This is a genomic window from Methylotenera versatilis 79, from assembly GCF_000384375.1.
Lineage (GTDB): Bacteria > Pseudomonadota > Gammaproteobacteria > Burkholderiales > Methylophilaceae > Methylotenera_A > Methylotenera_A versatilis_B.
Genome location: NZ_ARVX01000001.1, coordinates 1,167,704 through 1,180,650, shown reverse-complemented (window position 1 = coordinate 1,180,650; position 12,947 = coordinate 1,167,704). Strand labels below are relative to the sequence as shown.

Here is a 12,947-nt window from a genome sequence, read left to right as displayed (position 1 = left end):
AACTGATTAAACAAATCAATTACTCGCCGTCGTGCACGATGTCAACGCGACGATCTTTGTCGCAAGCTTCGCCAGCGCAATTAGGCGTTGCTTTTTCTTCGCCGTAGCTAACTGTTTCGATTTGTTTATCTTGTACGCCTAGTAAATTGAACGATTTTTTAACTGCTACTGAACGACGTTGGCCCAATGACAAGTTGTACTCACGTGTACCGCGCTCATCTGTATTACCTTGCAAAATCACTTTAGCATCAGTGTGAGCTAATAGATATTTAGCGTGCGCTTCAATCAATGCGCGGTATTCAGATTTAACAGCGTCACTATCATAATCAAAGTAAATATTACGTTTTGATAAGATATTGTTTGGATCACGCAATTCGCTATTGCCGCCATTTGCGTTGCTATCGATGACAACTTCTTTTACGCCATTTGTATCAGCGCCATCATTTGTACCTGTTTGTGATGAACCTGTGCTTTTGTCTTCTACTTTAGCTGGTGCGATTGGTGTGCTTTTACAAGCAACTAATAGCACGGCTAAGCTTAAAGCAATGGCAAGTTTCGTGTTAATTGTAGATGGTTTATACATATTACTCTCCCGTTTTATTACCCAAAGTGGGTGTGGTTAATTAAATAAAGCTAAAATTTAAATCTAAGATTTAGAGTCTAAAATAAAGTTAACTAAGATTAAGTTTATTACAAATCGTTAAAAAATAGGCATTAATCATGCATATAGATTAATTTAGTGGTCCCCAAGCTGGTTCTCGCACATCACCAGTTGCATCATTTAAGCGTTGACGCACTTTACCATCTGACGAAACTGCAGCTAATGCGCCACGCCCACCAACTTTGGTCGCATATAAAATCACACGTCCATTTGGTGCAAAACTAGGCGACTCATCTTGACTACCATCACTTAATAGTTGCACTTGGCCTGAGGCTAAATCTTGCAAGGCGACTTTAAATTTGCCACCATCGTTACGAATATAAGCCAAAGACTTTCCATCCGGTGAAAATTTAGGCGATACATTAAAACCACCTTCAAACGTTACGCGTGTTGGATTGCCGCCATCTGCACTCACTTTGTAGATTTGCGGTTTTCCACCACGATCTGAACTAAAGTAGATCCAATTGCCATCTGGTGAGAATACTGGTTCTGTATCAATGGCATTGCTTTTAGTGATTTGTTTTAATCCGCCACCGCCGACGTTAATTGTGTACACCTGCGAATTTGCGCCATAAGTTAAAACAATCGCTAACTTATTGCCATCTGGTGACCAAGCTGGTGCGCTGTTATTACCTTTAAAATTTGCCAACACTTGGCGGCTGCCGCTACTTAATGACTGTACATAAACAATTGGCTTTTTCTTTTCAAATGAAACATAAGCCAACTTTGAACCATCAGGCGACCAAGCAGGTGAGATTATCGGCTCGTTCGATGACACGACAGTTTGCGGATTAAAGCCATCGGCATCGGCTACTTGCAATACGTAGCGCTTACCTTTTTTCGTGATGTAAGCAATACGACTAGCAAATATACCTGATTCACCGGTTAATTTTTGATAGATAACATCTGCAATTTTATGTGCAGTCATTCTTACTTGGTTGGGAGAAATCTGATAATCCATACCAGCCAATTGTGATTGCTTTAATACGTCCAACAATTGAAAGCTGACTTTTAATTTGCCGCCAGCAATACTTTCCACATGCCCAACAGTTAATGCCTGCGCTTGTAAAGCAGCCCATTCAGCATATTTAACTTGTGCTGGAGTGGTGGGTAGGTTTGCCATACCGCGCGTTTCTAATACGCGAAACAAACCGCTACGCTTTAAATCAGCCGCAACAATATTGGCAATGTTATCTTTGGTATTCGCAACATCGCCAAAAGGCGCTATTGCGATAGGAATTTGCTGTGCACCGCCACCGCTGATTTCAATATCTAATTCGGCTTGTGCGCTAATAGCAATAAAAAAACTGGTGAGGAAAGCGATTGTTTTTAATAGATTCATCTTGACTATCAGTTGTGATTTAAACTATTTGTAATTAAGTTTTTTAAAAAGTTCCATTAAATTCTACTGTAAACTAGGCTTGATACCACCGCATTTACACTTTATTACATCTTTTACGCTTTATTTACATCATTAAGAAAAACAAAATATAGCAATAAAAACTGGCCTACCTAACTATTCATTCGGTTTAAACGTTAAATTCAGGTTTCTAAATTTTGCATAAATCGCTGGGTCGGAAGGCAATGGCAATGGCTGAGATGCAGCTATAGCACGCTCTACTGCATCATCACAAGCACTGTTTCCACTGGATTTTGTTAATCTAGGTGTGCCACTTAATTCACCTGTTGGCAGTAAGCCGATAGTAAATCTCAACTCTGGATTACCATCGCCACACAGTGTTTTGTTTACATTACCGCGAATTTTAGATTTGATCTTATCCGTATATTCGCCAATAACGCTAGCATTGGCAGCAGCACTTGCAGCGTTTGCTTGTTTATTTTCTGTTGCATGTTCTTCAGACAGCATGTCTTGCTGCATTTTTTTCAGTGCATCTTGCTGTTTTTCTGTGGCTTTTTTCTCTAACGCTTTTTTCTCACGCAACTCATCTTTTCGCGCATCTTCTTGAATTTTTTCCAGCACGTCTTTTTTGCGTTTTTCATCTAAAGCTTTTTGTTTTTGTTCAATCTCTTTTTGCTTGAGCTCTTCCTTTTTTTTCTCAAGCTCAATATCTACTTTTGGCTCTTCTGGCTTAGGTTTTTCTTCTACGACTGGTTTTGGTTCTGGCTTCGGCTCAGGTTTAATCTCTGGTTTTTCTTCAACAATAGGCTTAGGTTCAGGCTTTGGCTGTTCTTGGATAACAGGTTTAGCGCTGGGCAATTTATCCCACAACTCAACTTCCGTCACACTCATCACAGGATGCGCTGCTTTCCAGTTAAATGAAACCAGCATAGCGCCCAGCAAGAATACATGCACTGCAATCGCCAGCGCGCCTGCTTTCCATGAGTCGGTATTTTCGCGAGGCCTTAACATTTGGGGCTTACTTTTGACTTAACTACTTTTGATTTAAATATGTGCATTAACTGTTTGTGCGAATCATTTATGGTTGAATTGTATGGCTAAATTATTTAAGGCGCAGGCTTGAATAGCAAACCTACTTTATCGACTTTAGCTTGCTTCAATAAATCCATCACTTCAATCACTTTGCCATACTGGGTTTTTTCGTCAGCTGCCACCACTACTGGGCGCTCCTTGCTTTCAAGCTGCTGTTTAATTTCATACAACAGCTCATCACGTTGCAATTTTTTACCGTTGATCTCAGCCATGCCATCTTTTTTAATGGTGACAACAATCGGCGCGCCTGTTTGTTTTAAAGCTTGGCCTACTTTGGGCAAATCAACCACACCAGGGTTAGTCATCGGCGCAGTCACCATAAAGATGACAAGCAGTACCAAAGTAACGTCAATATAAGGCACAACGTTAATCTGATTCATCATGCGGCGTTTACGAGTGCGCATTTTAATCTCCTAACGTTAAGATTTACGTTGCAAAATATTGGTAAATTCTTCCATAAAGCTTTCATAACGTACTGACAATCTGTCTACGCTGGAAGCAAAACGGTTGTACGCAATAACGGCTGGAATCGCTGCAAATAAACCAATAGCCGTAGCAATTAAGGCTTCTGCAATGCCAGGCGCAACTTGGCTCAGTGTCGCTTGTGCAACGCTAGATAATCCTCTAAACGAATTCATAATGCCCCAAACCGTGCCAAATAGGCCGATATAGGGGCTGACTGAACCAACTGATGCCAGAAAAGGCAAATGTGCGTCTAAATCATCTAGTTCGCGGTTATAAGCGGCACGCATCGCGCGGCGCGAACCTTCCATCACGTCAGACACTTCCATTTTTCCCTGTTGTTTGTGACGAATAAATTCTTTAAAGCCAGCTTCAAAAATACTGGCCATACCTTGCGGTTTACGGCGAACCGCTGTCACGCTTTCGTACAGTTTATTTAAATCGCCGCCAGACCAAAATTTACTCTCAAACTCTTCTGATTCCTTTTCAGCGCGTTTAATCGTGGCTACTTTAATAAAAATATACCACCATGAAAACAATGAAGTAATCAGCAATATCACCATCACCAATTGCACAGGCAAACTTGCCCCTGTAATTAAGGTTAATAAAGACATATCATTTGCTACGCTCATACTTGCTCCATTTGATCGCTACTGTGTTTAATATTCACCGCGTTATAACTGCTGCAGCTTTTGTTTAAGTTGATGTGGAATTTCGCTGGGTTTAAAGGTTAATGCATCAACACAAGCAATTTTTACGCTTGCTTCGATTAGTGTTTGTGTATTTAAAGTGATTTTTTGTAAAAAGACGATACTACCAAAGCCTATTGTGGTGAATTCGCTTGTCACCGTCAACAAATCGTTAAATTTTGCAGGTTTTTTAAACTGTATTTGCATACTATGCACGACAAAAAGTGCGTTTAGCGTGTCTTTTAAATCAGTTTGTTCAAAGCCTAAATGGCGCAACCATTCAGTGCGAGCACGCTCCATGTATTTTAAATAATTGCTATGATAAACCACGCCGCCGCTATCGGTATCTTCGTAATACACACGTACTTGCCAATCAAACTGGCACTTTGTTTTAGACTGGCTATCGATTTCCAGCTGGTTTGTTGATTCAGATTTTACTGCTGCCACGCTTCACCTGTCGCCAATGATTTCGGCACATCCAAACCAAAATGTTGATACGTTAAACTGGTCGCCATACGGCCGCGCGGCGTGCGCATCAAATAACCTTGCTGGATCAAATAAGGCTCCAATACATCTTCAATTGTGTCGCGCTCTTCACCAATCGCCGCGGCTAGATTATCTAAACCAACGGGTCCGCCACCAAACTTTTCTAGCACGGCTTGTAATAGTTTTCTATCCATCACATCAAAACCCAAACTATCTACATCTAGCATTTTCAATGCAGCATCGGCCACTTCAGAGCTGACAATGCCATCTGCTTTTACTTGTGCATAATCGCGCACACGGCGTAATAACCGATTGGCAATACGCGGCGTACCACGCGAACGTTTGGCCACTTCAAATGCGCCAGTCGCGGTAATTTGTACTTCTAGCAAACCTGCACTACGGTGCACGATACGACCCAACTCTTCTGATGTATAAAACTCCAAACGCGACACGATACCAAAGCGATCTCTTAGCGGATTAGTCAGCATACCTGCGCGAGTAGTTGCACCCACTAGCGTAAATGGCGGCAAATCGAGCCTCACCGAACGCGCAGCTGGGCCTTCACCAATCATAATATCCAGCCGATAATCTTCCATCGCGGGATATAAAATCTCTTCTACTACTGGACTTAACCGATGAATTTCATCAATAAATAAAATATCATTCGGTTCTAAATTAGTGAGCAGCGCAGCTAAATCGCCTGCGCGCTCTAACACCGGGCCTGATGTTTGGCGTAAGTTAACACCCATTTCACGCGCAATAATGTGCGCCAACGTGGTTTTTCCTAAACCTGGCGGGCCGAACAACAGCACGTGGTCCAGCGCTTCGCTACGGCCACGGGCGGCGTTTATAAATATCTCTAACTGCGCGCGCGCTTTTTCTTGGCCAACATATTCATCCAACACTTTAGGACGAAGGGCGCGTTCAATCGCCTCTTCTTGCGGGCTGGCGGCTGCGGGGGCGATCAGGCGATCAGTTTCAATCATCGGTTTCAATCATGAGATTTAAAGCTACAAATATTACAACAGCCTATTATGAGTATAATTGCGAAAAATTCTCAATTAATTTTTTAATGGCGACTGGTGAACCGAGATGCATGCCTTGCCCATAATGCACGCCGATGGTTTTTAATTCCCTTAAAATATGTTCATTTTCAACAAACTCAGCCACGGTTTTAATGTTCATCGCTTCAGCCACGCTATGGATTGAGCGCACCATGGCGTGATCAATTTTATTGATGTGCATTTCTTTAACGAAAGCTCCATCAATTTTCAAATAATCAACTTCAAAATTTTTCAAATAGGTGAATGACGACATACCGCTACCGAAATCATCCAGAGCAAAACTGCAGCCTAAATTTCTTAATGCGCCAAATAGTTGAATGGTGTTTTTAAGGTTCACAATCGCAGAAGTTTCAGTGATTTCAAAACAAATAGCGCTTGGCGGTATAGCGTAAACTACCAGCTGTTCGCGAATAAAACCCAGCAAACTCTTGTCACCTAAAGACGTGCCCGATAGATTAATTGAAAACACATAATTACATTTTTCATTACTTTTATCCAACATATCGCGATAAGCCGCAAACGTATTTTTAATAACCCAACGATCGATATTAGGCATTAAATGATAACGCTCGGCAGAAGCAATAAACGAGGTTGGCAATATGATTGTGCCATCTGCGCTTACTTTTCTGATCAGTATTTCATAGTGATGCTGCGCAGGTACGTTAGATGAAAGCGGCACGATTGGCTGGCAATATAAGGTAAATTGCTCATCATCAATTTCATCAGTTATATCTGCAATGGCCTCTACCTGGCTGCGCCTTTGTTTGACTTCAATATCGCCCGCGCTAAATAAAAAGCTTTGATTGCGGCCCGCTTTTTTAGCGGAATAACAGGCAGAATCAGCCGCATGAACAATCTCACTCACGCTTTCAAAGCTCGCATTGATGACGACCATACCAATACTGACGCCGATATTAAAGATTTTATCATCGTGCATAAATCGAAAGTCGTGCACGATTTTCAACAAAGTATTGGTAATTTGACTCGCATCTGACAAGCTACAGTTTTCAAGCAACAGGCCAAATTCATCACCACCCAAGCGCGCCAAAGTATCTCTATCACGCATTCTATTGGCTAAAAGCACACTCACTTGCCTGAGCAATTCATCGCCCGCTGCATGACCGCAGGTATCATTCACCAACTTAAATTGATCTAAATCCATATAACAGAACACATGCTGCGCATTGACTTCATGCACACTTTTTAGACAACGCTCTAATCTAACTTCAAACTCGCGCCGATTAACTAAACCAGTTAAATCATCATGCTGCGCTTGATGGCGCAACATGCTAGTTGCATCATTAATTTTGTCCTGCATGCTGTCATAAGCGTGCTTAAGACTTGTAGACATTGAGTTAAAGCCTTTTTGCAGCGTTTTTAACTCTCCGCTAGAGTTTTCAGTGATGGTTTGCGCAAAGACACCTTCGCTGACTTTGTTAACAGCACTCGCAATTTCTTGAATAGGCTTAGTAATATTGCGCCCGATTCGCCAGGCAATTAATGCACTGATTGCCAGCCCGAATAAACCGATTAACAAGATTTTAGTAATTAAATCTAGCTTTAAGTTTTGTAAAGTCTGATTACTTAAATTCACATAGACATGACCAATCTCTAACTGACTATCTGCAGTTTTTACATTGTCTTCAGTATCAAATACGCTAGAAAAATCTTCGATTTCCACTAAGCTGCGATAAATTGGCGAGGTAAAAATAATGCCGTTTTTCTGCTTAAGTTCTTTCAGGTTTTCTTTATCGATATGATTAACCAACTCTTGCGATAATGGGCGGCCACTGAGCGCTAATACTCGGCCTTTATTATCAACAATTAATACTGTTCTCACTTCTTGCTCACTTGAAAGCGCCTGCTCTACCAGTTTTTGCAAAATTTGGCGATTACCTGACAAGACGCCATATTCTGCCGCGGGCGCCAATTGCGATGCGATGATGCGGCCACGGTCACTCAGCGATTGATTTAATACACCGAATACATTAGAAATTGCATAACCAGCCAAAATAATCGCGAACAGCATAGCAGGGATGGTACCCAGCAAAATAACTCTGGATTTGATGCCTAAATTTTTAAAGCCTAATCGACTACTGTCATTTTTCATACTGTGCCAGCTCGATATCAGCTATTTTTTTCTGCAATTTGTCTTTGTCTTCCACCACTATATTTAGTGAGCGCGCGACTTGATAATTCACCGCAACTGAAAAATAGCGCGGCGTTTGTGGTGGTGGCAAAATACCTGGTGCCGCTTGCGATTTCACCGCTATTTCTGTGGCTTGCTTAGCCAATTGTTTAGTCGTGCTATACACTGCAGCCAACGCACCAGCTTGTACGTAAGACCGAGAATAACCAAATACTGGCTTGAGATGTCGGTATGTCGTCAGTAGGATAGGCTGCGCGGTTTCACGGCTATACACAAGTGGATCCGGGATCGCGATTAGCGCATCGTTGTTATCTAATATTTTTTTCAATTTAGGGATTAAGTCAGATTCTTGCGCAACGCTTTCCTCAGTGATATTAATAGCGGTTTTTTCCCCTGCGTCTTTAATTAACTCACTATATTGAGATGAGTTTTTACCCAGCAAAACACCTAAATTTTTGATATTCGGCATCACCGACTTAATGAGCATCATTTGCCGCATATAAGGCTGATCCAGCACGATTGCACTAAAATTCCCTAGATCGCGCCGGCTAGAAGCAAGCAAAGTATTAAATGCTGGTAAAGGCGTAAATACACCGATTACTGGCGTAGTGTGTTTCAATTTACTGGCAGCCTCTAGTGCATTTACACCTAATGCAATTACTAGCTCACTATTTTCGGCGACTACTAATTTATTCACTTCCTGTAAATCAATTATTTTCACATGCAGTGCCGTGTTTTTAGAACTGATCAACTCATCTTTAAAATGCTCTACAAACTCTAGGTTTGTTGCAGTGGGCGCGCTTAATATAATGGTGACACCTGTATAAGCCCATGAAATAGTAGGTACAAAAAAACCAAGCATTAACATGACAAGTGTTAATTTTTTATACAGAATCCTTTTTTTAATTCTAAAAATAAACAAATTAATCACTTTAGTTTGCAAGCCCAATATTTAAAATGCATTAAAAATCAAGCCTGACATTCACGCGCGCTCGTCGCTTAAGGGTGTTGTAATCAGCAAACTCTTGGTAATGATCATTAAACAGATTTTCAATAACAAACGCGATTTCGCCGTTGCGGCGCCCATAATCAAACTTTCGCGCCAGTCTAACATCACATTTTCTGATTAAATCGACTGGATCGCCATCCCCCAAAAGGGTAGTTGCGCTTGTTTGATAATAGGCAAAACTGCCGTCCCACTGAGGATTAAAGCGATGAGTAATAAGCGTGCTAATCGTGTTGCGTGGCATTGACTTTGTATAATTACGCTTTAATCCATCTTGTGTCTCACGAATATACACATAAGCATGATTAAACAATAATCGGGTATCGCGCGTTAATGGCCAATTCGCCTGATACTCAATACCTTCAATTCTCGCACCACCTTGGTTGCTATTAGTCGTAATGTCTGCATCCAAAATTGGATTCAGTAATAAAGTATTTGCAGGCGCGGTAAAATCGGTCCGGTCAACATCTCTTATCACATGATTAATACGATCACTGAATAACCGCACATCTAAATGCAAACGGCCAACTTCTCCAATATAACCCAATTCAGTGGAGACAATTTGTTCTGGTTCTACGTCGCCCTTATTGGCTCTATATTGAAAAATGAGCGCTTGAGTACTTGCTAACGTGGTTGGTATGACCAATCTATCTTGGAACCTCTCCTCCACATAATTGGGCGTACGTAGCGCACTAGAAACACCGAGTCTAAAACTATGATTAGCATCTGGCTTAAAGTTAATGCTCGCTCTAGGTGAAATATCGGTACCTGAGAAATCGTTATGTTCCAGCATGGCACCAGCATTGATGGTGAGCTTTTCGTGCGGGCGCAACTCAACATGGCCAAATAAACGCATCAAATCAAAATAATCAGTATCTTTAGTTGCCAAGTAAAATGGTGCGTATGTCGAGTCGCGCCGTATACTGGCGCCCCACACAGCACGCGCATTATCAGCAAGTGCGAAAGTATGCTGTGCCTCAATATCAGTACGTTTTTGCACGACTTCGTTGTTGATGAATACATTGCCATTAACAAGTGCAGCTGCAATTATTGGCGCTTGTGGGCTAGGGACCGCTGCAATCAAAGGTCTTAAATTAACAGTAGTAGCTGTATCATCCGAACGATCATAGCTGTGATAGGCTTGTAGCGTTAAATCACTGGTTTCCGAAATATTATGTCGCCAACGAATTAACCCAAAATGGTTGTTAATTTGCTTGGTGCGTGGCAAAAAAACAAGGTTATCTTCGTTAATATTACCTTCGCCACGCGCGCCTTCGGTGATACCAAACTCAAACTCTAGGTTATCATTTGAATCAAGCCGATACTCCGCTTGGGCGCTCATAAATCGCGTGCGTTTAAAATCGTTGCGGTTATCTAAACCGTCATCTTGTCGATAACCAGTTGTTATTCGATAACCAAAATCATCCACTTTTCCTGCATGCCGATAAAATGCTTCGTTACGTCCACTGCCGTGCGTTGCAACAATCGTGTTTCTAGGGGTTTCAGAGGGTGTTTGTGTGATGATATTAATCACGCCAAAATAAGAATTTGCACCATAACTGGCGGCATTCGGGCCGCGTGTGACTTCAATACGCTCAATATCAACTAGCGCAATTGGCAATTCACTCCAGTTAACACCACCAAATAGTGGGCTATAGACAGAGCGACCGTTAATCATCACTTGCATTGTGCCCGGATAAGCATTGCTGATGCCGTGATAGCTAACAGCATGATTGGTGTTATAAACATAGCCAGCATTTGTGCCCACGTACATGCCAGGCACTAGACGAAATATTTCTGGCAAATCCACGATTCCACTAGCACGAATGGTTTCGCGACTAATCACTGTTACCGCAGAAGGCACGTCTGCTGCTGCTTGAGCCAATCGAGATACCGTCAGCACTTTTGGCACTTCGCCCATGTAATCATCCTCAGACAACATGTCCGCTGATGACTCTTCTGCAAATGCCAATGGCTCACAAGCGATGATGACTGCCAGAAACAATAATTGATTTAAGTAGTTTTTCATGATGAATACGCCAGCGTTAATCTAGCCCTGTTATGAGGGACTTTATGGTTTAACAATTTATATTGAATATCCTGTGATTCAACACGATATTGCCGAATGCTCTGTAATGCGGCATTTTCATCTAACAATGACCATCACATTTTTTATGCGTTAAAGTGATTCAATTATTGTTTTTTTGCAGAAGTTAACCGTAGTTAACACTATTTATTGGGCCATTTTTAACTGGGCTATTTTTATCACCCTTTAAGCTTGACCCAATATTTACGCGCCAGCCAAATCAATGGAATTCCAATCAATAACCATGGAATCACACCTACAACAAAAGTAATCACTGCACCAAAACTTTCCATCATCACTTGGCCAGCATTTTTTAATGCGCGTGCCACTGGTGCAAAAAATCCTTGTTCTGTGATGCCTTGGCTAGCAGAAAAATCGATATTCACCGCAACCAAATCTGTTTCTAATGCCAGCACTTTGCGGATACTGGCGATGCTATCTAGCTGACTTTGCGTGTTGGCCAATTCGCGTTCTACATCGATAATATCTTTGAATTTTGCCGTTTTATCGCCCAACATCAAACGCAATCTATCCCTTAAATCGGTTAGATTTTTAATCCGCGCATCTGCATCGATTACTTGATTGGTTTTATCTTCGCTGTCACGGCTGTGTTGCATCACTTCGCCATTTTTTGATAATCCAGCCAAAAATACGCTGACATTTTTAGGCGGCACTCGCAGACTTAATGAAGCAGATGGCGGGCTGTAAGGTGTTTGGCGATTGTAATTTGCACTCAGCATTTGGCAATTTAATGCTTCGCAATGTTTGATTGCAGCATCAAAACTAGCCTGCATTTTTTCAGGCGCAGTTTCAATTTGCAGATGATGACGTAAAGCGATATATTTTTTGGTGGCCGACTGTGTTTCAGCCAAACCTTGCCCTGTTAATCTTGGTTCTGTTAATCGTTGTTGAGCGCCTCCGATTGAATCGGCAGCCATTTTCGCCATTGGCACAGCAGGAGCAGAATCTTGCTGATTGCAAGCCATTAACATTAGCAACAATAGTGCAATAAAACCGTATTTCATCAATTCACCTTATTTACTTAATTTTAATTAGCGAAGATTTCATTTTTGAAAAGACTTTAAGTTACAAAGTAAATAACGCCTTTAATATTGCCGAATTGTACCTTTTTGATGCGTAAAAGCCAGTAGTGCCAAACCATATTAAAAAAGCCCTCACTTTTCAGTGAGGGCTTTTTTAAAAAATTTCATTAAATGGATGAATTAAATCACTTTAATCAGTCATTCACACATGTGTAGTTAACTCGATTTAGATAAGAATTTCAACGATTGACGAATGCCCTCCGAAACCGACAGATCTTTAGGCAATAATTTAATCGTCGCTGATGCTTCCCTATCGTTGTAACCCAGCGCCAATAAGGCATTGAGTATATCGCTAGCCGCTGATTTGGGCTGCGCAATACCAACGCTACTCACGCCGTTTATTGAAAACTTATCTTTTAGTTCAAGCAATAACCGTTCTGCCGTTTTTTTGCCGATGCCAGGAATGCGCGTCAACATGGCGACTTCCTGCAGATTAACCGCGTTGATTAAATCTTCAATACTAACGCCGCTTAAAATAGATAAAGCCGATTTTGCGCCAATACCATTTACTTTAAGCAGTTGTTTAAATGTGCTTTTTTCTTGTTCTGAGCCAAAACCATACAGCAATTGCGCATCTTCACGCACCACCATATAAGTCAATAATTGCACCTTTGCGCCGATTTCAGGCAGATTGTAAAAAGTGCTCATCGGCACTTCCACCTCATAACCTACACCTGCACAGTCAATCACCACTTGCGGTGGCGTTTTTTCAATCAAAATACCGTTTAATCGTGCAATCATAATTCTGCTTTAAATAAATGTGTGTAAACCGCTTGAAATCATTATAGC

Annotated in this window: 12 protein-coding genes; all 12 read right to left on the bottom strand. The window is 41.5% G+C overall.

The genetic code is table 11. The features are described 5' to 3' along the window. Nucleotides 1–19: 19 nt before the first annotated feature. Nucleotides 20–583: an OmpA family protein gene (locus METVE_RS0105875; RefSeq protein ID WP_020167527.1), complete on the bottom strand. Its 564-nt coding sequence runs from the start codon at nt 581–583 to the stop codon at nt 20–22. Between the two features lie 148 nt (nt 584–731). Next, nucleotides 732–2,003 carry a Tol-Pal system beta propeller repeat protein TolB gene (gene tolB, locus METVE_RS0105870; protein ID WP_020167526.1) on the bottom strand — a complete coding sequence of 424 codons (1,272 nt, stop codon included), beginning with the start codon at nt 2,001–2,003 and terminating at the stop codon, nt 732–734. Nucleotides 2,004–2,177: 174 nt separating this feature from the next. Then, nucleotides 2,178–3,032 carry a cell envelope integrity protein TolA gene (gene tolA / locus METVE_RS0105865; RefSeq protein WP_020167525.1) on the bottom strand — a complete coding sequence of 285 codons (855 nt, stop codon included), beginning with the start codon at nt 3,030–3,032 and terminating at the stop codon, nt 2,178–2,180. Between the two features lie 95 nt (nt 3,033–3,127). After that, nucleotides 3,128–3,517, bottom strand: coding sequence for an ExbD/TolR family protein (locus tag METVE_RS0105860; RefSeq protein ID WP_020167524.1), 390 nt, complete (start codon nt 3,515–3,517; stop codon nt 3,128–3,130). Between the two features lie 15 nt (nt 3,518–3,532). Beyond that, a complete protein-coding gene (gene tolQ / locus METVE_RS0105855; protein ID WP_020167523.1) occupies nt 3,533–4,207 on the bottom strand; it encodes a protein TolQ in 675 nt (224 codons plus the stop codon). A 42-nt stretch (nt 4,208–4,249) separates the two neighbouring features. Beyond that, nucleotides 4,250–4,672, bottom strand: a complete 423-nt coding sequence (gene ybgC / locus METVE_RS0105850; RefSeq protein WP_026362028.1) for a tol-pal system-associated acyl-CoA thioesterase — start codon at nt 4,670–4,672, stop codon at nt 4,250–4,252. A gap of 26 nt (nt 4,673–4,698) precedes the next feature. Beyond that, nucleotides 4,699–5,736, bottom strand: a complete 1,038-nt coding sequence (ruvB, locus tag METVE_RS0105845; RefSeq protein ID WP_020167521.1) for a Holliday junction branch migration DNA helicase RuvB — start codon at nt 5,734–5,736, stop codon at nt 4,699–4,701. Between the two features lie 46 nt (nt 5,737–5,782). Beyond that, nucleotides 5,783–7,924 (bottom strand): EAL domain-containing protein, encoded by a 2,142-nt coding sequence (locus tag METVE_RS0105840; RefSeq protein ID WP_020167520.1) that lies wholly within the window; start codon nt 7,922–7,924, stop codon nt 5,783–5,785. Then, a complete protein-coding gene (locus tag METVE_RS0105835) occupies nt 7,914–8,825 on the bottom strand; it encodes an ABC transporter substrate-binding protein (protein ID WP_232415401.1) in 912 nt (303 codons plus the stop codon). Before METVE_RS0105835 ends, METVE_RS0105840 begins: the two co-directional genes overlap by 11 nt. Nucleotides 8,826–8,925: 100 nt before the next feature. Next, entirely contained in the window at nt 8,926–10,998 is a 2,073-nt protein-coding gene (locus METVE_RS0105830; RefSeq protein ID WP_020167518.1) for a TonB-dependent receptor plug domain-containing protein, read from the bottom strand. Nucleotides 10,999–11,234: 236 nt separating this feature from the next. Continuing rightward, nucleotides 11,235–12,080, bottom strand: coding sequence for a DUF4349 domain-containing protein (locus tag METVE_RS0105825; protein ID WP_020167517.1), 846 nt, complete (start codon nt 12,078–12,080; stop codon nt 11,235–11,237). A 234-nt stretch (nt 12,081–12,314) separates the two neighbouring features. Beyond that, nucleotides 12,315–12,899, bottom strand: coding sequence for a Holliday junction branch migration protein RuvA (gene ruvA, locus METVE_RS0105820; protein WP_020167516.1), 585 nt, complete (start codon nt 12,897–12,899; stop codon nt 12,315–12,317). Nucleotides 12,900–12,947 lie beyond the last annotated feature (48 nt).

Coding starts and splice junctions, on each gene's coding strand:
- METVE_RS0105875 (WP_020167527.1), bottom strand. CDS start 583: ATGTATAAACCATCTACAATTAACACGAAACTTGCCATTGCTTTAAGC.
- tolB (WP_020167526.1), bottom strand. CDS start 2,003: ATGAATCTATTAAAAACAATCGCTTTCCTCACCAGTTTTTTTATTGCT.
- tolA (WP_020167525.1), bottom strand. CDS start 3,032: ATGTTAAGGCCTCGCGAAAATACCGACTCATGGAAAGCAGGCGCGCTG.
- METVE_RS0105860 (WP_020167524.1), bottom strand. CDS start 3,517: ATGCGCACTCGTAAACGCCGCATGATGAATCAGATTAACGTTGTGCCT.
- tolQ (WP_020167523.1), bottom strand. CDS start 4,207: ATGAGCGTAGCAAATGATATGTCTTTATTAACCTTAATTACAGGGGCA.
- ruvB (WP_020167521.1), bottom strand. CDS start 5,736: ATGATTGAAACTGATCGCCTGATCGCCCCCGCAGCCGCCAGCCCGCAA.
- METVE_RS0105840 (WP_020167520.1), bottom strand. CDS start 7,924: ATGAAAAATGACAGTAGTCGATTAGGCTTTAAAAATTTAGGCATCAAA.
- METVE_RS0105835 (WP_232415401.1), bottom strand. CDS start 8,825: ATGCTTGGTTTTTTTGTACCTACTATTTCATGGGCTTATACAGGTGTC.
- METVE_RS0105830 (WP_020167518.1), bottom strand. CDS start 10,998: ATGAAAAACTACTTAAATCAATTATTGTTTCTGGCAGTCATCATCGCT.
- METVE_RS0105825 (WP_020167517.1), bottom strand. CDS start 12,080: ATGAAATACGGTTTTATTGCACTATTGTTGCTAATGTTAATGGCTTGC.
- ruvA (WP_020167516.1), bottom strand. CDS start 12,899: ATGATTGCACGATTAAACGGTATTTTGATTGAAAAAACGCCACCGCAA.